The organism is Streptomyces sp. NPDC052496 (genome assembly GCF_040679095.1).
In the GTDB taxonomy this organism is placed as follows: Bacteria; Actinomycetota; Actinomycetes; order Streptomycetales; family Streptomycetaceae; genus Streptomyces.
Map to the genome: position 1 here is coordinate 202,580 of NZ_JBFAUH010000007.1, position 24,394 is coordinate 226,973.

At 72.8% G+C, this 24,394-nt stretch carries 17 protein-coding genes and 1 pseudogene; 16 read left to right on the top strand and 2 right to left on the bottom strand.

Annotated features, from left to right (window positions below):
• The first annotated feature begins 298 nt into the window (after positions 1-298).
• Together AB0L45_RS12425 and AB0L45_RS12430 are read left to right on the top strand one after the other, a co-directional pair.
• Positions 299-1,309, top strand: a complete 1,011-nt coding sequence (locus AB0L45_RS12425) for an Rv2578c family radical SAM protein (RefSeq protein ID WP_365838853.1) — start codon at positions 299-301, stop codon at positions 1,307-1,309.
• 77 nt (positions 1,310-1,386) lie between these two features.
• The gene (locus AB0L45_RS12430) at positions 1,387-1,953 is read left to right on the top strand and encodes a GNAT family N-acetyltransferase (RefSeq protein WP_365838855.1); all 567 of its coding nucleotides are present in this window, start codon (positions 1,387-1,389) and stop codon (positions 1,951-1,953) included.
• On the opposite strand, the gene AB0L45_RS12435 is transcribed toward AB0L45_RS12430, so the two are convergent.
• Positions 1,920-2,546: a HEAT repeat domain-containing protein gene (locus AB0L45_RS12435; RefSeq protein WP_365838857.1), complete on the bottom strand. Its 627-nt coding sequence runs from the start codon at positions 2,544-2,546 to the stop codon at positions 1,920-1,922. The genes AB0L45_RS12430 and AB0L45_RS12435 overlap by 34 nt on opposite strands.
• Positions 2,547-2,903: 357 nt before the next feature.
• Here AB0L45_RS12435 and AB0L45_RS12440 point away from each other — a divergent pair, with 357 nt between their 5' ends.
• The 9 genes and pseudogenes from AB0L45_RS12440 (at position 2,904) to pssA (ending at position 13,882) form a co-directional block, all read left to right on the top strand.
• Positions 2,904-4,775 (top strand): 3-hydroxybutyryl-CoA dehydrogenase, encoded by a 1,872-nt coding sequence (locus AB0L45_RS12440; protein WP_365838859.1) that lies wholly within the window; start codon positions 2,904-2,906, stop codon positions 4,773-4,775.
• 136 nt (positions 4,776-4,911) lie between these two features.
• A complete protein-coding gene (locus tag AB0L45_RS12445) occupies positions 4,912-5,724 on the top strand; it encodes a TetR family transcriptional regulator (RefSeq protein ID WP_365838861.1) in 813 nt (270 codons plus the stop codon).
• Positions 5,725-6,137: 413 nt separating this feature from the next.
• The gene (gene ccrA, locus AB0L45_RS12450; protein ID WP_365838863.1) at positions 6,138-7,475 is read left to right on the top strand and encodes a crotonyl-CoA carboxylase/reductase; all 1,338 of its coding nucleotides are present in this window, start codon (positions 6,138-6,140) and stop codon (positions 7,473-7,475) included.
• 16 nt (positions 7,476-7,491) lie between these two features.
• Positions 7,492-9,522, top strand: a pseudogene (locus AB0L45_RS12455) (protein meaA); the annotation flags it as partial.
• Positions 9,519-10,478 carry a CoA ester lyase gene (locus tag AB0L45_RS12460; RefSeq protein WP_365838865.1) on the top strand — a complete coding sequence of 320 codons (960 nt, stop codon included), beginning with the start codon at positions 9,519-9,521 and terminating at the stop codon, positions 10,476-10,478. The pseudogene AB0L45_RS12455 and the gene AB0L45_RS12460, both read left to right, overlap by 4 nt.
• Positions 10,479-10,483: 5 nt before the next feature.
• Positions 10,484-11,005 carry a MaoC family dehydratase gene (locus tag AB0L45_RS12465; protein WP_003981811.1) on the top strand — a complete coding sequence of 174 codons (522 nt, stop codon included), beginning with the start codon at positions 10,484-10,486 and terminating at the stop codon, positions 11,003-11,005.
• A gap of 1 nt (position 11,006) precedes the next feature.
• A complete protein-coding gene (locus AB0L45_RS12470) occupies positions 11,007-12,215 on the top strand; it encodes an acyl-CoA dehydrogenase family protein (RefSeq protein WP_365838867.1) in 1,209 nt (402 codons plus the stop codon).
• Between the two features lie 169 nt (positions 12,216-12,384).
• Complete coding sequence (locus tag AB0L45_RS12475) at positions 12,385-13,032, top strand: phosphatidylserine decarboxylase (protein ID WP_030020415.1); 648 nt, start codon at positions 12,385-12,387, stop codon at positions 13,030-13,032.
• The gene (pssA, locus tag AB0L45_RS12480; RefSeq protein WP_365838869.1) at positions 13,019-13,882 is read left to right on the top strand and encodes a CDP-diacylglycerol--serine O-phosphatidyltransferase; all 864 of its coding nucleotides are present in this window, start codon (positions 13,019-13,021) and stop codon (positions 13,880-13,882) included. Before AB0L45_RS12475 ends, pssA begins: the two co-directional genes overlap by 14 nt.
• Positions 13,883-14,020: 138 nt before the next feature.
• On the opposite strand, the gene AB0L45_RS12485 is transcribed toward pssA, so the two are convergent.
• Positions 14,021-15,145, bottom strand: coding sequence for a glycerate kinase (locus AB0L45_RS12485; protein WP_365839050.1), 1,125 nt, complete (start codon positions 15,143-15,145; stop codon positions 14,021-14,023).
• A gap of 188 nt (positions 15,146-15,333) precedes the next feature.
• Here AB0L45_RS12485 and AB0L45_RS12490 point away from each other — a divergent pair, with 188 nt between their 5' ends.
• The 5 genes from AB0L45_RS12490 (at position 15,334) to AB0L45_RS12510 (ending at position 24,320) form a co-directional block, all read left to right on the top strand.
• Entirely contained in the window at positions 15,334-17,055 is a 1,722-nt protein-coding gene (locus AB0L45_RS12490) for a BCCT family transporter (RefSeq protein ID WP_365838871.1), read from the top strand.
• Between the two features lie 200 nt (positions 17,056-17,255).
• Entirely contained in the window at positions 17,256-17,630 is a 375-nt protein-coding gene (locus AB0L45_RS12495) for a CU044_2847 family protein (protein ID WP_365838873.1), read from the top strand.
• A 3-nt stretch (positions 17,631-17,633) separates the two neighbouring features.
• The gene (locus AB0L45_RS12500; protein WP_365838875.1) at positions 17,634-19,859 is read left to right on the top strand and encodes a trypsin-like peptidase domain-containing protein; all 2,226 of its coding nucleotides are present in this window, start codon (positions 17,634-17,636) and stop codon (positions 19,857-19,859) included.
• 94 nt (positions 19,860-19,953) lie between these two features.
• The gene (locus tag AB0L45_RS12505) at positions 19,954-20,913 is read left to right on the top strand and encodes an AAA family ATPase (protein ID WP_365838877.1); all 960 of its coding nucleotides are present in this window, start codon (positions 19,954-19,956) and stop codon (positions 20,911-20,913) included.
• A gap of 2 nt (positions 20,914-20,915) precedes the next feature.
• A complete protein-coding gene (locus tag AB0L45_RS12510) occupies positions 20,916-24,320 on the top strand; it encodes an SAV_2336 N-terminal domain-related protein (RefSeq protein ID WP_365838879.1) in 3,405 nt (1,134 codons plus the stop codon).
• The last annotated feature ends 74 nt before the right edge of the window (positions 24,321-24,394 follow it).

Below are 24,394 nucleotides of genomic sequence, written 5' to 3' on the forward strand. Positions count from 1 at the left end.
TCCGGTGCTCGTCTGCTGTACCCGCGGCCCCGCGGGCCGTACCGGCGCCGCGCCGTGCCGCAGGGGCACCACCTTAGGCGCGGCCCGGCCCCGCGCATGCCCCAGCCGGACCCACGGTGCCCGGCCCGGCGACGCGCCGGGACGGTTTGACAAGCACTGTGCGAACGCATGTTCTATTATCGCAAGCGAACGTGGACCGGCGGGCAGCAGCAGGCCCCTCGGACAGCACCGGCGGGGAGCCGGGGGCACAGCCGCAGGAAGATCACCCGGGGGGCCGAGGGACTCAGGAGGAAGCGCCATGCGCTGGGAGAATCTGGGCGAGCAGGCCGCCGCGCTCTTCGGCACGGAGGTCGTCAGCCGTACGGTCGACACCCCCGAATTCCGCGGGATCACCTTCCACGAGGTACACGCCCGGTCGATCATCAACCAGGTGCCCGGGGCCTCCCGGATGCCGTTCGAACGGACGGTGAACCCGTACCGCGGCTGCTCGCACGCCTGTGTGTACTGCTTCGCCCGCAAGACCCACGGCTACCTCGACCTCGACACCGGGCTGGGCTTCGACTCCCAGATCGTGGTGAAGGTCAACGCACCCGGCCTGCTGCGGCGCGAGCTGGCCGCGCCGCGCTGGCGCGGCGAGCACATAGCCATGGGCACGAACGTCGACTGTTATCAACGGGCCGAGGGCCGCTACCAGCTCATGCCCGGCATCATCGCGGCCCTGCGCGACCGCGCCAACCCGTTCTCCCTCCTCACCAAGGGCACCCTGATCCTGCGCGACCTGGACCTGCTGCGGCAGGCCGCCGCGGTCACGGACGTCGGGGTCTCCGTCTCGGTCGGCTTCGTCGACCGCGAGCTGTGGCGCACCGTCGAGCCCGGCACCCCCGCGCCCGAACGCCGCCTGGACGTGGTCCGCACCCTGGCGCGGCACGGCATCCCGGCCGGCGTACTGATGGCCCCCGTGATCCCCTTCCTCGGCGACTCCCCCGCCCAACTGCGCGCGACCGTACGCGCCGTCGCCGCCGCCGGCGCCACCTCCGTCACCCCGCTCGTCCTGCACCTGCGGCCGGGTGCCCGGGAGTGGTTCATGGCCTGGCTGGCACAGCGCCACCCGCACCTGGTCCGGCGCTACGAGCGGATGTACGCCGACGGCGCGTACGCCCCCAAGTGGTACCAGCGCCGGATCACGCGCCAGGTCCACGAGCTGGCCACCGCATACGGCATCGGCCCCTCCAGGCCGGGTGAGTCCCGCCGCGTCTCCGCACCGGCGCCCGCTCCCGACCCCGGCCCCACCCAGCTGGCGCTGCTCTGAGGGCCCGCCCGCCGGCCCCCACCCGCAGCTCGAAACGTGGTCGCCGGCGGCAGGTCCGAACGCATAGCGTCGCGCGCATGGCGGAGCACTTGTCGGTACGGAACATGACGCGGGACGACATCGACGCGGTGGCGGCGATCCGGATACGCGGCTGGCAGACCGCCTACGCGGGCCTGATGCCGCAGGCGTACCTGGACGGCCTGAGCCCCGCCGAGGACGCCGCCAGGGGCCGCGCGGCCTTCGCCGCGGCACCGCCCGAGGTGGTCAACCTCGTGGCGGAACGGGACTGCGGCCTCGTCGGCTGGGCCGCTTTCGGACCCGTCCGCGCCACCGACGGCACAACGTCACCCCCGTCATCCGACGGCGAGCTGTACGCCCTCTACCTCTCTCCCGAACACATCGGCACGGGCATCGGACGCGCCTTGACGGACGCCTGCCTGGCACGCGCCCGGCACAACGGTTTCCGCGCCCTGTGCCTGTGGGTGCTCAAGGACAACGCGCGCGCCCGGCGCTTCTATGAGAGGGCCGGCTTCCGGGCCGACGGCGCCGAAGCGGCGTACGAGGTCGCGGGCGCCACCGTACCCGAGGTGCGCTACCGCCGGGCCCTCGTTCACGGCCCCGCCCGCTCCCCCGGCTCCTCCTGAACCCCCAGGCGTGCCAACGAGGCCGCTGCGGCGGCGGCCAGGCGGGGGTGGGTGCGGGCTGTGGTGAGGGCGGGGACTGCGCGGGGGTCGCCCAGGGCGCCTAGGCCCTCTACGCAGGCCAGGGCCACGCGCCAGTACGGGTTGTGCGGGGTGAGCAGGCGTTCCAGGGTGGCGATCAGGGCCGGTACGGATTCGGGGGCGCGGAGTTCGGCGAGCAGGCGGACGGGGTGCAGGGCGTAGGCGGTGCGCAGCGGGTTGGTGGCGAGGGCGGCGGCGGCGCGGGCGGTGCGCGGATCGCCGAGGCGGCCGAGGGCGTGGGCGGCGGTGGCGCAGCGCACCGGGTCGCGGTAGTTGAGCAGCAGGACGAGGGTTTCGAAGGCGCGGCGGTCGCCCGCGGTGCCCAGGATGAAGGCGGCGATCTCGCGCGCCCACAGGGGGCGCTCGACGGCGGTGAGCACCTGGGCCAGTTCCTCGCGTCCGGCCGGGGTGTTCTTGCGGGCCAGTCCGAGGAGCCGTTCGTAGGCGACGAGGTCCTGCGGGGAGCGGAGTTCGGCCCGCACCCGGTCCGTCAACTCGTGGAATTCGTCTTCCATTTGCCACTCCCCTCCCGCGGATTTCTCACGGTACGTCCGACGTGGCCCGGGCCACAGCCTAAATCCCCGCGCCACCCCTGGCGCTGCTGGTTACCGGCGAGTTAATCTGCTGAGCACGGGCAGCACCCCTGCCCCGGCGGCCTGGTGACGCAGCCGCCACAGCGTGCAGTCGGTTCGGCGTCCAGCACGACGCTCACGGCGCGGCCCCGGGACAGGGCCCGCCGCAGCACCACCGCCCCGTACGTGCCGTTCGCGCATGTGCCCGGCCCCTCCTCAGTCGTCACTTCCCGCCTGCGCACGCGGGCCCCGCTCCACGGGAACCCCTGTCGCACGGGATCCACTCTCTGGAGTCTCGCGATGGACCGTAAGTCCACCCCTGACCTCTCAACCGATGTCTCCACTGTCCCCAAGGTCTCCACCTCCTCCACCGGCTCTTCGCCTGCCGGGGCACCCCAGACCCTTGCCACCGTGGCCGTCGTCGGCCTCGGCACGATGGGCACCGGCATCGCCGAGCTCCTCACCCGCGCGGGCCGCGAGGTGATCGGCATCGACATCGACGACGCCGCCGCCCGCCGGGCCGTCGCGGTGCTGGAGGCGTCCACCGCGCGGGCCGTGCGCCGGGAGCGCGTCACCGAGCGCGAGCGCCAGGACGTGCTGGCCCGCTTCCGTACCTTCCGCGACCTCCAGGCCGCCGCCGAGGCGGACCTCGTCATCGAGGTGGTGCCGGAGGACTACGAGCTCAAGCGGCAGGTCTTCGCCGCGCTGGACGCCGTCGTGCGGCCCGACGCGATCCTGGCCACCGGCACCAACGCGCTGTCCGTGACCCGGCTCGCCGCCGACTCCGCGCGCCCCGAACGCGTCCTGGGCCTGCACTTCTTCCACCCGGCGCCCGCCATGAAGCTGGTCGAGGTGGTCTCCTCCGTGCTGACCGCGCCGGACGCCGTCACGGCGGTCACCGCGCTCGCCCGTGAGCTGGGCAAGGACCCGATCGCGGTCGGCGACCGGCCGGGCTTCGTCGCCGACGGGCTGCTGTTCGGCTACCTGAACCAGGCCGCCGCGATGTACGAGTCGAAGTACGCGACCCGCGAGGACATCGACGCCGCGATGAAGCTGGGCTGCGGCCTGCCCATGGGACCGCTGGCGCTGCTGGACCTGATCGGTGTGGACACCGCCCGTACGGTCCTGGAGGCCATGTACGCGGCCTCCCGCGACCGGCTGCACGCGCCGGCGCCGATCCTGGGCCAGCTCGCCGAGGCGGGTCTGACCGGCCGCAAGGCGGGCCGCGGCTTCTACACGTACGAGGCGCCGGACAGCGCGGTGGTCGTGCCGGACGGCCGGACGCCCACCGAGACCCACGACCTGGCCGCCGGGCGCACGGTGCGCAGCGTCGGCGTGGCCGGTTCCGGGACCATGGCGAGCGGGATCGCCGAGGTCTTCGCCAAGGCCGGTTTCCAGGTGGTGCTGGCGGCCCGCAGCCTGGAGAAGGCCGAGGCGGCCAAGGCGCGGATCACCAGGTCCCTGGACCGCTCGGTCGCCAAGGGGCGGCTGACCGCCGAGGCCCGCGACACCGCCCTCGCGGCGGTCACCCCGGCCGGGTCGCTGGACGCGTTCGCCGACGTGGACCTGGCGGTGGAGGCGGTCGCCGAGGACCTGGGGATCAAGCAGCAGCTGTTCGCGACGCTGGACAAGGTGTGCAAGCCGGGCGCGGTGCTGGCCACCACGACCTCCTCGCTGCCCGTGGTGGCCTGTGCGCGGGCCACCGCGCGCCCGCAGGACGTGATCGGGATGCACTTCTTCAACCCGGCGCCGGCCATGAAGCTGGTGGAGGTCGTGCGGACGGTGCTGACCGCGGACGACGTGCACGCGACCGTGCGCGCGGTCTGCGCCCAGGTGCGCAAGCACCCGGTGGACTGCGGCGACCGGGCCGGTTTCATCGTCAACGCGCTGCTGTTCCCGTACCTGAACAACGCGGTCAAGATGGTCCAGGAGCACTACGCGACCCCGGACGACATCGACGCCGCGATGAAGCTGGGCGGCGGCTACCCGATGGGCCCGTTCGAACTGCTGGACGTGGTGGGCCTGGACGTGTCGCTGGCCATCGAGAAGGTGCTGCACGCCGAGTTCCGCGACCCGGGCCTGGCGCCGGCGCCGCTGCTGGAGCACCTCGTCGCGGCGGGCTGCCTGGGCCGCAAGACCGGCCGCGGCTTCCGTGAGTACGCCCGGCGCTGAAGCGCGGCGGACGGCCCGGCCGGCGGGCGGCGGATGGGGCGGGCTGCTGGAACCCTCCGGCGGCCCGCGCCCGCGCACCGGGGCCCGTGCGACGGCTGATGCCGCAGGCAGCGGGAATATGCAGTACCGTCCCCACATGTCCCAGCCCGCCCGTACGCAGTCGTCCGACGGATCAGAAGCCACCACTCCCGGCACCCGAAGGGCCGCCGCCCAACGCCTGAAGATGCGCCGCGAACTGGCGGCCGCCGCGATGGAACTGTTCGCCGCCAAGGGCTACGAGGCGACGACGGTCGACGAGATCGCGGCCGCGGCCGGCGTCGCCCGCCGTACGTTCTTCCGCCACTTCCGCTCCAAGGAAGAGGCGATCTTCCCGGACCACGACGACACCCTCGTACGGGCCGAGGCCGTCCTGGACGCGGCGCCCGCGCACGAGCACCCGCTCGACACGGTCTGCCGCGGCATCAAGGAGGTCATGCGGATGTACGCGGCGTCCCCCGCGGTCTCCGTGGCGCGCTACCGGCTGACCCGGGAGGTGCCCACCCTCCGCGAGGCCGAGATCGCCTCGGTGGCCCGCTACGAACGGCTCTTCACCCGCTATCTCCTCGGCCACTTCGACGAGGGCGCGCACCACGAGGGCGACGACGACCCGCTGCTGGCCGAGGTCGCCGCGTCCGCGGTCGTCACCGCGCACAACCACGTACTGCGCCGCTGGCTGCGGGCGGGCGCCGAGGGCGACGTGGAGGCGCAGCTCGACCACGCTTTCGGAATCGTCCGCGCCACCTTCGGTACGGGCATCGGGGCGGGCCGCGGCCTGGGCGGGGACAGCCACCAGGAGCCTCCGGCTCGGGCGGCGAAGCAGGGTGAGGTGCTGGTCACGGTGGCGCGTACGGACGCGCCGCTGGACGAGGTCATGCGCACGATCGAGAAGGCGCTCAAGCAGCGGTCCTGAGGGACGTACGCCCTGGTGCCGGGGTGGTGTACACCACGTCCGGCGTCGGGGCCGCACTGTTTCTCGCCCCCTATAGGGAGACATTTCACCATTTCGCCCGGCCGCCGGGCCGCTCATGCGTGTCACCCGGATGACATCTGAGAGAAATTGTTGGCACTCAGTGTCTTGTCGACTGGCACGCGGTGTCATACGTTGATGTTGTCCGGGCGGCCGGCAAGCGGCACATCACCGCGCGCCGGCTGTCCCAGCAGGCCCTTCGCGCCTGCCCGCCCGGACGCCTGCGTCACAGGCACCCTCACCGCGCTCACCAGCGCTGCCGGAACACCCTCAGCCGAACCGACGGCATCGCCTCTGCACCACCCCCGACGTTCCCTCAAGCCGTTTCCCTCGACAGGCTTCGCCGGAGGCACACCGTGAACCAGATACTTGACGCGATCCTCGCGCCAGAGAGCACCCGCGAAGACTTCGCCGCTCTGCCCCTGCCCGACTCCTACCGCGCGGTGACCGTGCACAAGGACGAGGCCGACATGTTCGACGGCCTGCCCACCAAGGAGAAGGACCCCCGCAAGTCCCTGCACGTCGAAGAGGTGCCGGTGCCCGAACTGGGCCCGGGCGAGGCCCTGGTGGCCGTCATGGCCTCCTCGGTCAACTACAACAGCGTGTGGACCTCGATCTTCGAGCCGATGTCCACGTTCGGCTTCCTGGAGCGGTACGGCAAGCTGTCGCCGCTCACCAAGCGCCACGACCTGCCGTACCACGTCATCGGCTCCGACCTCGCGGGCGTCGTGCTGCGCACCGGGCCCGGCGTGAACTCCTGGAAGCCCGGCGACGAGGTCGTCGCCCACTGCCTGTCCGTCGAGCTGGAGTCCGCCGACGGGCACAACGACACGATGCTCGACCCCGAGCAGCGCATCTGGGGCTTCGAGACCAACTTCGGCGGCCTCGCCGAGATCGCGCTGGTCAAGTCCAACCAGCTGATGCCCAAGCCGGACCACCTGAGCTGGGAGGAGGCGGCGGCTCCCGGGCTGGTCAACTCCACCGCGTACCGGCAGCTGGTGTCCCGTAACGGCGCCGGGATGAAGCAGGGCGACAACGTCCTGATCTGGGGCGCCAGCGGCGGACTCGGCTCGTACGCCACACAGTTCGCGCTGGCCGGCGGCGCCAACCCGATCTGTGTGGTCTCCAGCGACCAGAAGGCGGAGATCTGCCGGAAGATGGGCGCCGAGGCGATCATCGACCGCAACGCCGAGGGGTACAGGTTCTGGAAGGACGAGCACCAGCAGGACCCCCGCGAGTGGAAGCGGTTCGGCAAGCGGATCCGTGAGCTGACCGGCGGCGAGGACGTGGACATCGTCTTCGAGCACCCGGGCCGCGAGACGTTCGGCGCCTCCGTCTACGTCACGCGCAAGGGCGGCACGATCGTCACCTGCGCCTCCACCTCCGGCTACACCCACGAGTACGACAACCGCTACCTGTGGATGTCGCTCAAGCGCATCGTGGGCTCGCACTTCGCCAACTACCGCGAGGCGTGGGAGGCCAACCGCCTGATCGCCAAGGGCAAGATCCACCCGACGCTGTCCAAGACGTACACCCTGGAGGAGACCGGCCAGGCCGCGTACGACGTGCACCGCAACCTCCACCAGGGCAAGGTCGGCGTGCTCGCGCTGGCACCCGAGGAGGGCATGGGCGTGCGCGACCACGAGAAGCGCGCCCGGCACATCGACGCCATCAACCGGTTCCGGAACGTCTGATCCGGACGGACGGACCCCGAGAGTACGGACCAACATGACCGAACGTCACAAGGATCGTCCGTGGCTGATGCGGACCTACGCCGGGCACTCCACCGCGGAGGCGTCCAACGAGCTCTACCGGCGCAACCTCGCCAAGGGCCAGACGGGCCTGTCGGTCGCCTTCGACCTGCCGACGCAGACCGGTTACGACCCGGACCACGTCCTCGCCCGCGGCGAGGTCGGCCGGGTCGGGGTTCCCGTCTCGCACCTCGGCGACATGCGCCGGCTGTTCCAGGACATCCCGCTGGAGCAGATGAACACCTCGATGACCATCAACGCCACCGCGATGTGGCTGCTGGCGCTGTACGAGGTGGTCGCCGAGGAGCAGGGCGCCGACATCACGAAGCTGTCGGGTACGACGCAGAACGACATCGTCAAGGAGTACCTCTCGCGCGGGACGCACGTCTTCCCGCCGGGCCCGAGCCTGCGGCTGACCACCGACATGATCACGTACACGGTGGCGCACCTCCCGAAGTGGAACCCGATCAACATCTGCAGCTACCACCTGCAGGAGGCGGGCGCCACACCGGTGCAGGAGATCGCGTACGCGATGAGCACCGCGATCGCCGTGCTGGACGCGGTGCGGGACTCGGGGCAGGTGCCGCCGGAGAAGTTCGGTGACGTGGTCGCGCGGATCTCGTTCTTCGTCAACGCCGGGGTCCGGTTCATCGAGGAGATGTGCAAGATGCGCGCCTTCGGCCGCATCTGGGAACAGGTCACCCGCGAGCGGTACGGGGTGGAGAACCCCAAGCAGCGCCGCTTCCGCTACGGCGTGCAGGTCAACTCCCTCGGGCTGACCGAGGCGCAGCCGGAGAACAACGTCCAGCGGATCGTCCTGGAGATGCTGGCCGTCACCCTCTCCAAGGACGCCCGCGCCCGCGCCGTACAGCTCCCGGCGTGGAACGAGGCGCTGGGCCTGCCCCGGCCGTGGGACCAGCAGTGGTCGCTGCGCATCCAGCAGGTGCTGGCCCACGAGTCGGACCTGCTGGAGTACGACGACATCTTCGCCGGGTCGCACGTCATCGAGGCCAAGGTCGCGGCGCTGGTCGAGGACTGCCTGGCGGAGATGGCGCGGATCGAGGAGATGGGCGGCGCGATGGCCGCCGTCGAGTCCGGCTATCTGAAGTCGCAGCTGGTCTCCTCGCACGCCGAGCGGCGGGCCCGGATCGAGGCGGGCGAGGAGAAGATCGTCGGCGTCAACTGTTACGAGTCGACGGAGCCGAACCCCCTGACCGCCGACCTGGACACGGCCATCATGACCGTCGACCCGGACAACGAGGCGGGCGTGGTGCGGGCGCTGCACCAGTGGCGGGACAACCGCGACGAGGCGCGCGCGCAGGAGTCCCTGTCGGCGCTGAAGAAGGCCGCGGCGGGCGACACGAACCTGTTCGCGGCGACCCTCGAATGCGCCCGCGCGGGCGTGACGACCGGCGAGTGGGCCTGGGCCCTGCGGGACGTGTTCGGCGAGTTCCGGGCGCCGACGGGCGTCTCGGGCGCGCCGCTCGCCGTCACCGCGGAGGCGGGCACGCCGCTCGCCGCGGTCCGCGCGAAGGTCGAGCGGACCGCCGCCGACCTGGGCACCGGCCGGCTGCGGCTGCTGGTCGGCAAGCCGGGGCTGGACGGGCACAGCAACGGCGCGGAGCAGATCGCCGTACGGGCCAGGGACGCCGGCTTCGAGGTCGTCTACCAGGGCATCCGGCTGACGCCCGAGCAGATCGTCACGGCGGCCGTCGCCGAGGACGTGCACTGCGTGGGCCTGTCGATCCTGTCCGGCTCGCACGCCGAGCTGGTGCCGGACGTGCTGCGGCGGCTGCGCGAGAGCGGCGGCCACGACATTCCCGTCATCGTCGGCGGCATCATCCCCAACGCCGACGCGGCGGCCCTCCGGGAAGCCGGAGTGGCGGCCGTGTTCACCCCGAAGGACTTCGGTATCACGGAGATCATCGGCCGTATCGTCGACGAGATCCGTACCGCGAACAAGCTCGACCCCCTGGAGGTCCCCGCGTGACTGTCAACCGCCTTCGTCCCCGCCGTTCCTGCCTCGCCGTCCCCGGCAGCAACCCGCGCTTCCTGGAGAAGGCCCAGGGCCTCCCCGCCGACCAGGTCTTCCTGGACCTGGAGGACGCCTGCGCGCCGCTGGCCAAGGAAGGCGCCCGGCACACCATCGTGGACGCGCTGAACAACGGCGACTGGTCCGGCAAGACCCGCGTCGTGCGGGTCAACGACTGGACCACGCACTGGACCTACCGGGACGTCATCACCGTCGTCGAGGGCGCCGGGCCCAACCTGGACTGCATCATGCTGCCCAAGGTGCAGGACGCCCAGCAGATCGTGGCGCTGGACCTGCTGCTCACCCAGATCGAGAAGACCATGGGCTTCGAGGTGGGCCGGATCGGCATCGAGGCGCAGATCGAGAACGCCAAGGGCCTGGTGAACGTGGACGCCATCGCGACCGCCTCGCCGCGCCTGGAGACCATCATCTTCGGCCCGGCCGACTTCATGGCCTCCATCAACATGAAGACGCTGGTCGTGGGCGAGCAGCCGCCCGGGTACGGCGCGGACGCGTACCACTACATCCTGATGCGGATCCTGATGGCGGCCCGCGCCAACGACCTCCAGGCGATCGACGGCCCCTACCTCCAGATCAAGAACGTGGACGGCTACAAGGAGGTCGCCGGGCGCGCCGCCGCGCTGGGCTTCGACGGCAAGTGGGTGCTGCACCCCGGTCAGGTCGAGGCGGCCAACGAGGTGTTCTCGCCGTCGCAGGAGGACTACGACCGTGCCGAGCTGATCCTCGACGCGTACGAGTGGCACACCTCGGAGGCGGGCGGCAAGAAGGGTTCCGCGATGCTCGGGGACGAGATGATCGACGAGGCCAGCCGCAAGATGGCGCTCGTCGTCAGCGGAAAGGGCCGCGCCGCCGGCATGACCCGTACCTCGAAGTTCGAAGCCCCGGAGGCGTGAGCGCGATGCAGTTCGGCCGTACCTATGAGGAATTCACCGTCGGGGACGTCTACAAGCACTGGCCGGGAAAGACGGTCACGGAATACGACGACCACCTCTTCTGTCTGCTCACGATGAATCACCACCCGCTGCACATGGACAGCAACTATGCGGAGCGGACCACCGACTTCGGGAAGAATGTCGTCGTCGGGAACTACATCTACTCGCTGCTGCTGGGGATGTCGGTCCCGGACGTGTCGGGCAAGGCGATCGCGAATCTGGAAATCGAGTCGCTGAAGCATGTCGCGCCGACTTTTCACGGGGACACGCTGTACGGCGAGACGACGGTGCTCGACAAGACGCCGTCGAAGTCCAAGAGCGACCGCGGGATCGTGTACGTGGAGACCAAGGGCTACAAGCAGGACGGCACGCTGGTGTGTGTCTTCCGGCGCAAGGTGATGGTGCCCACCGCCACGTACGTCAAGGAGCGCGGCGGGGAGCAGCCGGGCCGCCCCGAGCTGCGGGAACCGGCCCGGAAGGAGAAGTGAGATGAGCGGACGCCTCGCACAGACCGAGGGCCTGACGGACATCCAGCGGGAAATCCTCTCGACGGTCCGGGACTTCGTCGACAAAGAGATTCTGCCGGTCGCCACCGAGCTGGAGCACCGCGACGAGTACCCGACGCAGATAGTCGAGGGGCTGAAGGAACTCGGCGTCTTCGGGCTGATGATTCCCGAGGAGTACGGCGGCCTCGGCGAGTCACTGCTGACGTACGCGCTGACGGTGGAGGAGATCGCCCGCGGCTGGATGAGCGTGTCGGGCATCATCAACACGCACTTCATCGTGGCGTACATGCTCAAGCAGCACGGCACGCAGGAGCAGAAGGAGTATTTCCTGCCGAGGATGGCGGCCGGTGACATCCGGGGCGCCTTCTCGATGTCGGAGCCGGCGCTCGGCTCGGACGTCTCGGCCATCACGTCGAAGGGCGTTCGGGACGGCGGAGATTATGTACTGACCGGTCAGAAGATGTGGCTGACCAACGGCGGTTCGTCAACTCTGGTCGCCGTCCTGTGCCGTACGGACGAGGGCCATCCGGAGGGCACCGCGCCGCACAAGTCGATGACCACCTTCCTCGTCGAGAAGGAGGCCGGTTTCGGTGAGGTCCGGCCGGGGCTGACCATTCCCGGCAAGATCGACAAGATGGGTTACAAGGGGGTCGACACCACCGAGCTGATCATGGACGGGCTGCGCGTCCCCGCCGACCGGGTCCTCGGCGGCGAGACCGGACGTGGCTTCTATCACATGATGGACGGCGTCGAGGTCGGCCGGGTGAATGTGGCGGCGCGGGGCTGCGGGGTGGCGCAGCGCGCCTTCGAGCTGGGTGTTTCGTACGCGCAGCAGCGGCACACGTTCGGCAAGCCGATCGCCCAGCACCAGGCGATCCAGTTCAAACTTGCCGAAATGGCGACAAAGGTGGAAGCGGCCCATGCGATGATGGTCAACGCCGCTCGCAAAAAGGACTCCGGCCAGCGAAACGACCTTGAAGCGGGCATGGCCAAGTACCTGGCCTCCGAGTACTGCAAGGAGGTGGTGGAGGACGCGTTCCGCATCCACGGCGGCTACGGCTTCTCCAAGGAGTACGAGATCGAGCGCCTCTACCGGGAGGCACCGATGCTCCTCATCGGTGAGGGTACCGCCGAGATCCAGAAAATGATCATCGGCCGACGGCTACTGGAGGAGTACCGAATCCAGGGGTGAACGCCCGATTTGGGGTGTTTTCTTCAGGACGAAGATCACACCCCGTCATCGTTGTTCGGCCATGGATTGGCTCTGGCTCTTGGCCAGTTGCCGCTCGCAACCGATACCATCCCGGGAAAGCCGCCGTCCCCCATTGCATATGCGGCATCCTCCGCTACGAAGGTCATCCATGCCCCACAGCCAATCCTCTGCACAACGCGGTCGTGTCCGCCTCGCGCGCGGAGCGTCGCCGTGGCTTCTGCCGACCGTCGCGACGGCAGCGGTCAGTCTGGCCCGTTCCCGTCGCTCGGGACGCTGGGCCGCCGCTGCCGTGCCCGCCACCGCCCTGGCGGCGGGCATGCTGTGGTTCTTCCGCGACCCTGAGCGGGAGATCGCTCAGGGCCGGGTCATCTCCCCGGCCGACGGTGTGGTGCAGAGCATCATGCCGTGGAAGGACGGGCGCACCCGCGTCGCGATCTTCATGAGCCCGCTGAACGTCCACGTCAACCGCGCGCCGCTGGCCGGCACGGTGACGTCCGTGGAGCACATCCCTGGTGGGTACGTTCCGGCGTTCAACAAGGAGAGCGAGAACAACGAGCGGGTCGTCTGGCACTTCGACACCGAGCTCGGCGACATCGAGATGGTGCAGATCGCCGGTGCCGTGGCCCGCCGGATCGTCCCCTACGTGCCCCAGGGCTCGAAGGTGGAGCAGGGCGAGCGCATCGGCCTGATCCGCTTCGGGTCGCGCGTCGACGTCTACCTCCCGGCGGGTGTCGAGGCCGCGGTCGAGGTCGGCCAGGCCACCACCGCGGGGGTGACACGCCTTGACCGTGATTGATCCCGACACACAGCCCGGCTGGGTCGCGGAGGTCGACGAGGAGGACGTGGCCGACGACATGCCGCTGTCGACGCGGCTGTCGATAGCGGACACGCTCACTCTCGGCAACGCGATCTGCGGCTTCATGGCCGTGTACTTCACCACCACCGGCGTCCTGATCCCGCACCTGACGGGCAACGAGGACGGCGGGATGGCGCGGCACAGCGCCGCCATGGCGGTGATCCTGATGCTGCTGGCCTCCATCTTCGACCTGTTCGACGGGCTCGTCGCGCGCAAGCTGCGCGCCTCGGCGATGGGGGCCGAGCTCGACAACCTCTCCGACCTGATCAGCTTCGGGCTGGCGCCGGCGTACTTCGTGGTCACCTGGGGCATGGTCACCCCGGACTCGCACCAGCGGGTCTCGGTGGTCGCGGCGGTGGTGGTGCTGCTGGCGGTGATCCTGCGCCTGGCCCGGTTCTCCTGTGTGACGCTGCGTGACGGCATCTTCCAGGGGATGCCGAGCCCGTTCGGCGCGCTGACCGTCGTCGCGATCGTGCTGCTGGAGCTGCCCTTCGTACCGACGCTGCTGGCGATCGTCGGGGTGGCCTGGCTGATGGTGAGCCGGGTCGAGTACCCGAAGCCGCGGGGACGGCTCGCGGTGGCGATGCTCAGCTGGATCGTGCTGAGCATGGGCATGCTGGCGGCCTGGGCGCTGGACGCCCCCGGCGGCCAGACCCTCCTGCAGACCGGCTGCTCCCTCCAGATCGTGCTGGGCGCGATGATCCCGGTCTTCGCGACGGCCCGCCGGGTCAACGCCTTCCGCGACAACCGCCGCGAGGCGCGCAGCGCGCAGGTGCAGCAGATTCCGTAGCGGTTCACGGTCCACGGACCAGGAAGGCCCCCGCCGGGCGCATGAGCGCGGCGGGGGCCTTCTGTCGTATCCGGAAGCACAACGGCGCAGGGAGCGCACGGGGCGCGCCTCTGCGCCCCGTGGTTCAGCGGCGCGCTGTCACCGCAGGAAGTCCCGCCCCAGGGCCTCCGCGGCCCGCTCCAGGAGCGGGCCCGCCTCGGCCATGCAGCGGGCCGGGTCCGGCTCCAGGTCGGTCAGCGGGTAGGCGCGGCGGATGCCGGCCCGGCCCAGGGCCGCCGGCGGCAGGGCCAGCCGGCCGCAGACCGCCGCCACCTCCAGGCCCGCGGCGCGGGCTGCCGCCGCGACGCCGGCCGGGGCCTTGCCGTGCAGGGTCTGCTCGTCCAGCGAGCCCTCGCCGGTGACGACGAAGGTGGCGCGGGCCAGTGCCGGGCCGAAGCCCAGCACCTCCAGCATGACGTCGATGCCGGGCCGGAAGGCGGCTCCCAGGCCGACCAGGGCGCCGTAGCCGATGCCGCCCGCCGCGCCCGCGCCCGGGGCGGCGGCGTACTCGGCGGCGCGCGGCCCCACCGCGGTCTCCAGGACCTTGGCGTAGTGGGCCAGGGCCGCGTCCAGCGCCTCGACGTCCTGCGGGCTCGCGCCCTTCTGCGGCCCGTACACGGCGGGTGCGCCCTTGGGGCCGGTCAGCGGGTTGTCGACATCGCCGGCGAGGATGACCCGCGTACGGGCGAGCCGCGGGTCCAGGCCCGCGAGGTCGGCGGTGACCAGGTCGCGCAGCGGACCGCCGCCCGGGGCGAGGGGCGTGCCCGCGGCGTCCAGGAAGCGGGCGCCGAGGGCGGCGAGCATGCCCGCGCCGCCGTCGGTCGTGGCGCTGCCGCCGACGCCGAAGACGATGCTGGTGGCGCCCGCGTCCAGGGCCGCGCGCAGCAGCTCGCCGGTGCCGTACGTGGTGGCCGTGAGCGGCGCGGAGCGGCCCTTCGGGAGGTGCTGGAGGCCGGACGCCTCGGCCATCTCCACCACGGCCGTGTCGTCCTCGTGGAGTGCGAAGGTGGCCGTCACCGGGTCGCCGACCGGGCCGGTGACCCGGACCTCGTGCCGGGCGAAGCCGGCCGCCAGGGCGGCCGCGACCGTGCCGTCGCCGCCGTCCGCGACCGGGACGGACTCCACCGCCAGGCCGGGGACGGCCCGGCGCAGCCCGGCCGTGACGTGCCGGGCGACCTCGGCGGCCGTGAGCGAACCCTTGAATTTGTCCGCGGCGACCAGCACCCGTGGTGCCCGGTCCTGGTCTGCCGCCGGTGTCCTTGCTGCGTCCGCCACTGTTTCCCCTTGCTTTCGAACTGGCAGTCGCGCCGCTGCGACCCTATCCGGCGCGGGCCCCGGCGAACAGGGAGCGGCCACGCCGGACGGCGCGCCAACCCGGCGATTCATTGTTTTCCCGGCCATAGTGGGACGCCATGAGCGTGCAGACGTCCGAGGAACCGACGCCGCATTCCGGACCGCCGAGCGCGGAGCACGATCCGCCGCCCGACCTGACCCTGGTCGGTATCGGCGTCGCCGCGGTACTCGCGGTGGTGGCCTGGGCGGCGCTGGGCAAAAAGAATTTCGAATCGGTCACCGATGCCGCGCTGAATTGGGTACTGGGGAATTTCGGCTGGCTGTTCGTGGTGGCCGCCGATGTCTTTCTCGCCCTGTGCGTCCTCATCGCCTTCAGCCGTTTCGGCCATATCCGGCTCGGCAAGGACGACGCGGAACCGGAATTCGGCAATCTCGCGTGGATCGCGATGATGTTCAGCGCCGGAATGGGCATCGGCCTGATGTTCTACGGCGTGGGGGAACCGCTCCAGCACTACGTCTCCCCGCCGCCCGCCGGCGGCGTCACCCCGCGCACCGGCGCCGCCGCCCGTACCGCGCTGGAGTACGCGTTCTTCCACTGGACGCTGACCCCCTGGGCGATCTACGGCATCGTCGGCCTGGCCCTGGCCTACGCGGGCTTCCGCAAGGGCCGCAGCAACCGGCTCAGCTCCGTCTTCGTCCCGCTGGTCGGCGAGCGGCGGGCCGGCGGGCGGCTGGGCCACCTGATCGACCTGCTGGCCGTCTTCGCGACCGTCTTCGGCACCGCCACCAGCCTGGGCCTCGGCGCCCTCCAGGTCAGCCGGGGCCTGAACCTCACCACCGGCGCGTCCGACAGCACGGCCGTGCAGTTGGTCATCATCGCCGCCCTGTCCGCCGCCTTCGTGGCGTCGGCCTTCTCCGGCCTGCACAAGGGCGTCAAGTGGCTGTCCACCCTGAACATCGTGCTGGCCGCGCTGCTGATGCTGTTCGTCTTCGTGCTCGGCCCGACGGTGTACGTCCTGGACAGCATCCCGGCGAGCGTCGGCGGCTACCTCCACGACCTGCTGCCGATGGCCTCCCGGACCGGCGCGTTCACCGACGCGGGCTGGCTCGGCGCCTGGACGATCTTCTACTGGGCGTGGTGGCTGTCCTGGGCCCCGTTCGTCGGCACGTTCATCGCCCGCATCTCGCACGGGCGCACCGTCCGTGAGTTCCTGATCGGCGTCCTGCTGGTGCCCAGCGGCGCGACGATGGTCTGGTTCTGCGTGATGGGCGGCAGCGCGATCCGGCTGGACGCCGGCGGCCTGGCCGACCTGACGAAGAACGCGCAGGACGCGGAGGCGTCGCTGTTCGGGATGCTGGACGCGCTGCCGGCCGGGACGGTCACCTCCTGGGTGGCGATGATCCTGGTGATGACGTACTTCATCACCAGCGCCGATTCCGCGTCGCTGGTCATGGGCTCGCTGACCAGCCGGGGCGCGCTGCACCCGCGGACGTGGCTGGTGGTCACCTGGGGCATCCTGATGGCCGCGGTCGCCGCGGTGCTGCTGGTGGCCGGCGGGCTCGGCGCGCTCCAGACGGCGACGATCCTGGTCGCGCTGCCGTTCGTGTTCGTGATGCTGGCGCTGTGCTGGGCGCTGCTGAAGGAGCTGCGCGGCGACCCGGGCGCCGGGCCGGCGCGGCACCAGGCGATGCACGGGCTGCGCAGCGCGGTCCGCGCCATCGTCGGCGAGACGATCACCGAGCAGGGCCCGGTCCGGCATCCGCGGCTGCGGCGGGCGGCGGACGCCAAGCGGACGGGTGACGACACCGGCCCGCCGGGGCAGGGGCCGGCCGGGGCGTAGGGCGGGGGCCGGCCTGGGCATAGGGCAGGGGCCGGCCTGGGCGCAGGCCAGGGCCGGAGCGCGGGCCGGGAAGCGGAAGGGCGCGCCGGCCACGGCCCGCGCCGCGCCCCCTCCGCCAGCGGGCGCCGCTTCGGTACCGGACCCGTACCGATCGGTGAACAGGCCTGTCGCCAGGGTGAGTTGATCGGCACAATGTGTCTGTGCCGCATTACGACTATGTGGAATTCCCGTTCGACGACGCCACGGTCCGGGTGGAGCTGGCGGCCGCCGGTGAGCCGGCCGGCGGGCACGGGGGCGCGGACTTGCCCGGCGGGATCGGCGGCGTCACACCGGTGGGCAGCGGTGCCCGGGTCACCGCCCTGGCGTCCGACGCGCTGCGGGCCGTCCTCAGTCCGCTGGGGCCGGTCCTCCAGCAGGTGCGCGACGCGGTGCGCACGGCGCCCGACCCGCCGCAGGAGCTGGCCGTCACCTTCGGCGTGCAGATCGGCCAGGACCTGAAGCTGGGCATCGTGGGCAGCGCCGGGCAGGCGAGCATGACCGTCTCGGCGAGCTGGCAGTTCCCGGTACGGGACTGAGCCGTGGGCTGGTTCACGGTGCCCGCCGACGAGCCGCCGGCGGACGCCCGCGGGGCGCTGGTCAAAGTGGTGGGCGGCGGGCCGGGCCGTACGGCGGGCGCGGGCGTCCACCTCGCCGCCCGGCACCTGCTGACCTGCGCCCACGTGGTCAACACCGCGCTCGGGCTGCGGCCGCTGACCCACCGTGACCCGGGCCCGGTCCGCCTGGACGTGGCTTTCCCCGCCGTGCCGCACGTCGCGGCGGTCTCCGCGCGGCTGGTCGCGTGGGTGGCGCCGCGGGCGGCGGACCGCCCCGGGCCGGCGCCTGAAGGAGCCCTGGAGTGGGCCGGTGACCTGGCCGTACTGGAGCTGGACGAGCCGCCGCCCGACCCGGTGCGCCCGCTGCCCTGGACGGACATGGCCACCGGCCAGGAGGTACGGGCCTGGTACGGCGGCGGGCAGCCGTTCACCTACGCGGACGTGCGGGTGAGCGCCTGCGACGGCTCGGTGGGCTACCTCGACGGACAGCTGTCCGGCGCCGCCGTCGAGGAGGGCTACAGCGGCGGGCCGCTGTGGTCACTGCACGACGCCGCCGCGGTCGGTCTGGTGATGGGCCGGATCACGGCGCCGGGCGGGGCGTTCGCCGCCCAGCACACGGTGCGGCGCAGCTGGGGCATCACCCGGCAGGCGATCGAGGCCGAGCTGGTACGGGCCGGCGCGGGCGGGCTGCTGCCCCCGGACGGCGGGCACGGTGCGGCGGTGCACCCCGAGGACAGCGGGCTGCGCGACATGCTGGCCGGCCCGGTGCAGGCGCTGCTCGGGGCGCCGGCGGACCGCGCCGCGCACGCCACGGTCCTCGGTGCCGAGCTGGGCCTGCGGACCCCTTCGGACGGTTCGGCGCCGACCGTCGAGGAGCTGGCCACCGTCCTGTACACGGTGCGGCGGGCGCTGCCGACCCTGACCGAGTCGCTCGCGCGCACCGTCACCGACAGCGGGGACCGCGCCGAGCTGGACCGGCTGCTGGGGCTGGGGCGGCTGGTCGAAGCGGCCGGTCTGCTGTCGGTGGGCGAGCACCGCAAACTGCTCGCGAAGCTGACGGACCTGACGGCCCGTGACCCGGGGCTGCTCCCCCGGGCCGCCGCCGAGGCCCTGCAGTACATGGCGCTGCCCGCGCCGCTGCACGGCGCGCGGCTGTCCGTCCCGGCCGTGCCCGCCGCGCTGCACGCGCTGGAGACCTGGCCCGGTGACTGCACGCCCGTACCGAACGAGACGCCCCGGCTGCCCGCGCTGGTACGGGTGGTGGAGTACGTGGCGGCGGAGGTCGGCGGGCTGGTGGGCGAGGTGCTGCGGGAGTGGAGCGTGCGGGTCGCCCAGCGGCTGGGCGTGCACGCCTCCGCGCTGGACGAGCGGCGGGCGGACGCGGCGCGCTGGGCCGCGCGGACCGCGTCGGCGGGCACCTGTGTCCTGGTCGAGCTGACCCGGCACACGGACGACCCGCCGGACCGCTACCGCTGCTCGCTGTGGCGGCTGCGGGACGACGGGACGGCCGCGCGGGCCGGGCCCGGCGACGACCGGCCGCTGGACGGCGCGCAGATCGCCCGGCTGGTGCGCACCGTGGCCAGCGGCGCGGAGGGCCCCGGGCGGGGCGTGCCGATGGTCGCGGTGGCCGTCGGCCCGGACGGGCTGCAGCTGCCGGTGGACGAGTGGGACGGCGCGGAGCCCGGCGAGCTGTACCCGGCGCCGCTGGGCGAGGACTTCCTCGTCGTGCTGCGCTGTCCCCAGGTGCGCCGGCACTCCCGTACCGCGCGGCACGACCTGAGCCGGCGCTGGGACGCGCGGCGGCGCACCGGCCCGCTGATCGCGGGCGAGGAGGTCACCAGCGACCGGGAGCTGATGGGGATGCTGAAGACGACGCACCGGGACCAGGGCAGCGTCGTGGTGCACGGGCCGCCCAAGCACCGGGCGCAGTTGCTGAACGTGTGCTTGTTCATGGGGGTGCCGATCGTGCTGTGGGACCGGGAGGCGGTCGACCACCGGCAGGCGGCGCGCCTGGAACCTTCGCGCCCGTCCGGTCCGTTGGAGGAACTGCCGGAGCGGATACGGCATTTCCGGGTCCGGGCCCACATGGATCCGGCGCAGGCGGCGCGGCCGGCGCTCGTCTGGGAGGACGCCGGGCTGCCGCTGCCGGACGAGTTGCAGCTGGCCGATCCGGGCGGGCCGGCCGGGCCGGGTGAGGGGCCGCTGGGGTGAGGGGCGGGGCGTACGGAGCGGGGCGTACGGGGCCGGGGCGCGCGGGCGCGGGCCGCGGCGGGCAGCGACGGCGGACGGCGGGAGCGGATCGGCGATGACGGAGAACGACGCGTGGCGGCTCTTCCGGGGCGACCGTGTCCCCCGGCAGGCGGTGCTGCCCCCGGCGCCGCCGTGGCGGCAGTTCGCGGCGGACGGCGGCGCGGCCGGCGGCCGGCGGCGGGAGCGCCCGTACCTGATCGGCCGGGCCCAGGCGGACGTGGTGAGCGCCGCCCTGCATCTGCGGCGCCCGCTGCTGGTGACCGGCCATCCGGGCACCGGCAAGTCGTCGCTGGCGCACGCCATCGCGCACGAGCTGAGTCTGGGGCCGGTGCTCCAGTGGGCGGTCAACAGCCGTTCGGTGCTCAAGGAGGCGCTGTACGACTACGACGCCATCGGCCGGCTGCGGGAGACCCATCTGCGCCAGGAGCACTCCGGTCCGGAGCCGGACATCGGCACGTACATCCGGCTGGGGCCGCTGGGCACCGCGCTGGTGCCGCGCGAGGTGCCGCGGGTGCTGCTCGTCGACGAGCTGGACAAGGGTGACGTGGACCTGCCCAACGACCTGCTGATGGTGTTCGAGGAGGGCGAGTTCGAGATTCCGGAGCTGTCCCGGCTGCCGGAGGACCGCAGCGAGGTGGAGGTGCTGCTGCACGGCACGGACAGCGGGCGGGTGCGGGTGACCCGCGGCCTGGTGCGCTGCCGGGAGTTCCCGGTGGTGGTGATCACGAGCAACGGCGAGCGGGACTTCCCGCCGGCGTTCCTGCGCCGCTGCGTGCGGCTCGCGCTGCCCGAACCGGACGAGGAGCAGCTGCGCAGGATCGTCGCCGCGCACCTCGGCGAGGAGGCCCTGCCCGGGATGGACGACCTCCTGCACACCTTCCTCAACGAGCGGGCACACGGCGAGCTGGCGACGGACCAGCTGCTCAACGCGGTCTTCCTGCGCAAGGGCGGGGTGGACCTGGACGCCCAGGGGCTGCTGCGGGCGGTGCTGCACCGGCTCGGCGGAACGGTGTGACGGTGCCGGGCGACGGCTCCGGGTTCGAGCAGGTCGGTGCGGTCACCGGCTACGAGCTCTCCACCCTGGAGCTGCTGGACGTCCTGTGGCTGGCCGGACGGCTGCCCCGCGACGGATCCGCGCCGCTGGCCGCCCTGCTGGGGCAGCCGGCCGGCCCGGCCTCCGGCGGCGGCCCGGGCCCGCCCGGGGAGCCCGGCCGCCACCCGGACGGTACGGCCACGGGCGCCTCGGGCCGCGCCCCCGCCCCGTCCGGCCCCGGGCCGGCCGCGCGCCGGGGGTCGCCCTCCCAGCTCGCCGGCGCGCTGCACGCCGCCGCCTCGGCGGGCGGCGCCCCCGAACTCTCCGGCCCCGCCGCGCACTCCGGGCACCAGGACGCGGGGGCGCTGCCCGTCCGCATACCGGAGACCAAGGCGCTGGGGCACGAGGAACTGCGGCTCAGCCGCGCCCTGCGCCCGCTCAAGCAGCGGCGGCCGCGCCGCGACCGCCAGGAGCTGGACGACGCGGCGACCGTGGCGGCGATGGCCGAGACCGGGCTGCCGGACGTGGTGACGCGGCCCGCCCGCGAGCGGTGGCTGGACCTGACGCTGCTGATCGACGACGGCGTCTCCATGCTGCTGTGGCGCCGCCTGGCCGCCGAACTGCGCACCCTGTTCGAGCAGTTGGGCGCCTTCCGGGACGTACGGGTGCACGGGCTGGACAGCCGCTCGCCGGACGGCCCCCGGCTGCGGGCGCGCCCCTTCGACCCCGACCCGGCGCTGCTGTCGCCCGCCTCGGTCGCCGACCCGTCCGGCCGCAGCCTCATCCTGGTCGTCAGCGACGGCGTCGGCTCCTGCTGGCGCGACGGCACCCTGCACACCACCCTGGACCGGTGGGCGCGGCGCGGCCCCACCGGCGTCGTGCACGCACTGCCCGCCCACATGTGGGGCGGTTCGGGGCTGCGGGCCGAGCCGTGGCGGGTGACCACGCGGCGGCGGGGCGCGGCCAACGACACCTGGGACGTGACCGACGCACTGCTGCCGGCGGGCTTCGCCGACGACTTCCGCGGCGTGCCGGTGCCCGTGCTGGAGCCGCGCCGGGCGGCCGTCGCCGCCTGGGCCCGGCTGGTGGCCTCGCCCGGGGCGAGCGCGGAGCTGCCGCTGCTGGCCCCGCCCGCCGCGCCCGGCGTACGACCGGTGGCGGGCACCCGGACCCCGGACGCGGCGGACGCCGTGCTGCGCTTCCGGGACGCCGCCTCCGCACCGGCGTACCGGCTCGCCGCCCACCTGGCCGCGGTGTCGCCGATCACGGTGCCGGTGATGCGGCTCGTGCTGGAGGCGGTGCCCTGGCCCGCCGAGACGTCGCACCTGGCGGAGGTGTTCCTCGGCGGGCTCATGCGCCGTTCCGGGCCCGCCGACGGCACCCAGCCGCAGCACCTGAGCTTCGAGTTCACCGCCGGCGCCCAGGAGATCCTGCTGGACACCGCCTCCCCGATCGAGCTGCTGCGCACCACGCGCGCGGTGACCGAGCGGCTGGCGCGCCTGGTGGGCCGGTCGCCGGACTTCCCGGCGTGGCTGGCGCACCCGTCCGGTACGGGCGAACTCCTGCCGGGCACCCGGCCGTTCGCGTGGCTGGAGGACCGGCTGCTGACGCACCTCGGGGCGCGCCCGATGGCGCCGGTCCGGACGCTGCCGCCGGAGACGTACGAGGAGACCCGGCTGCCGGACACCTCGGGGGCTGCGCCGTCCTGGCTGCCGCTGCGGCTGCAGGACCTGCACGCCCTCGGTCCGTACACCTTGCGGCTGCGCGGCGAGTCCGGTGGTGTGCCCAACGTGTACATCGGGGAGGACGAGGCGGGCGCGCAGGTGCTGCTGCGTGTGTCGGCGTCCGTCAAGTGGCCGATGGCCAGGGAGCTGCTGGGCGTCGAGTGGCGGGCGCTGCACCGCATGGGCGGGGTGTACGCCCCGGAGGTCGTCGCCAGTGACCTGGAGGGCCCGGTGCCGTGGATCGCGCTGCGGCTCGACCGGCTCAGTACGCAGCTGCCCGCGCCGACGCTGCGCGCGCTGCTGCACGCGGCGGGGCCCCTGCACGGCTCGCCGCTGTTCGCGTGGCTCGGGTGGCACCTGGCGCGCGCGGTGAGCCGCTGTCACCGCAACAACATCGTGCACGGCGCGCTGACCCCCGGCACGGTGCTGGTCACCGAGGAGACCGTACGGATCCTGGAGTGGACCTCGGCCCGTATCGACGGCGAGTCCAGCGCCTCGCCGCTGGCCATGCCCACCCGCTCCCCGCACCGCGCGCCGGAGGTCACGTCCTGGGGGGAGTCGCGGATCGCCGCCGGTGACGTGTACGCGCTCGGCACGATCCTCGTCGACGCGGCGACGGGCCGGTCCTGGCGCTGGTACCGGCGCGACGTCCTGCTCACCCAGGAGGAGTTCCTGCAACTGGACGGCGGGCTCCGGGACATCCTGCTGCGCTGCATCGACGACGAGCCGGAGGCCCGGCCGACGGCTCCCGAGGTGGCCGAGGTGTTCGCCGGCTACCTGCCGGAGTCGGTCACCCGGGCCGAGCCGGACGACGGTCGGCCCGGCCCGTCCCCCACGCTGAGCGCGGAACTGACCGAGCCCGACCGCAGCGACGCCGACGCCGAACGCGACCGGCTGCTCGCCACGGTCCGCGCCCCGCTGACCCGCCCCCTGCGCATCGCCCTGCTCGCCCTCAAGGACCGGGTGGGCTGCACCACGACGACGGCCGTGCTCGGCGCGCTGCTGGCCGAACAGCGCCGCGAGCCGGTGCTGGCCGTCGACGCGGACCGGCACGCCGGCAGCCACATCCGTATCGCGCGGCGCGTCTACCGCGACACCGACGCCCGGCTGACGGATCTGGCGCGCGCCGCCGGCCAGGTGCGTGACTTCGAGGACTTCCGGCTGTTCGTCTCCGAGCACCGTTCGGGGCTGCTGGTGCTGGCCAACGACGCCGTCCAGCACCGTACGGGCCCGCCCGGCCAGTTCACCGACCGCGACTACGCGACGGTGACCGCGCTCGCCGAGCCGTACTGCACCGTCACCCTCGCCGACACCGACCGGTTCCCGCAGGCCGTGCTGGACAGCACCCACCGGGTCGTGATCGTGACCCGCGCCGACCCCGCCGGGCTGACCCACGCGGAGCGCTCCATGGACCGGCTGCTCACCCTGGGCCTGCCGCACCTGGCGGCGGACGCCGTGGTGGTGCTCAACCACAGCCGCCCGGAAGCCGGCTGGACGCTGAACCCGGCGACCGTACGCGGGCTCAGCTCCCGCTGCCGTGACGTGGTCATGGTGCCGCGCGACGGCCATCTGGCCACCGGCAGCGTGGTGGAGCTGTCCTGGCTGGCCCCGGAGACGTACCGGGCCTATCTGCGGCTGGCGGCGCTGCTCCTCGATCGCTGGTGAGCAGGGGTGACGGGCCGCGGGGGGGGGGCGGCCCGTCCGCCGTACGGCGCAGCCTCACGCACGCCCATCCGGAC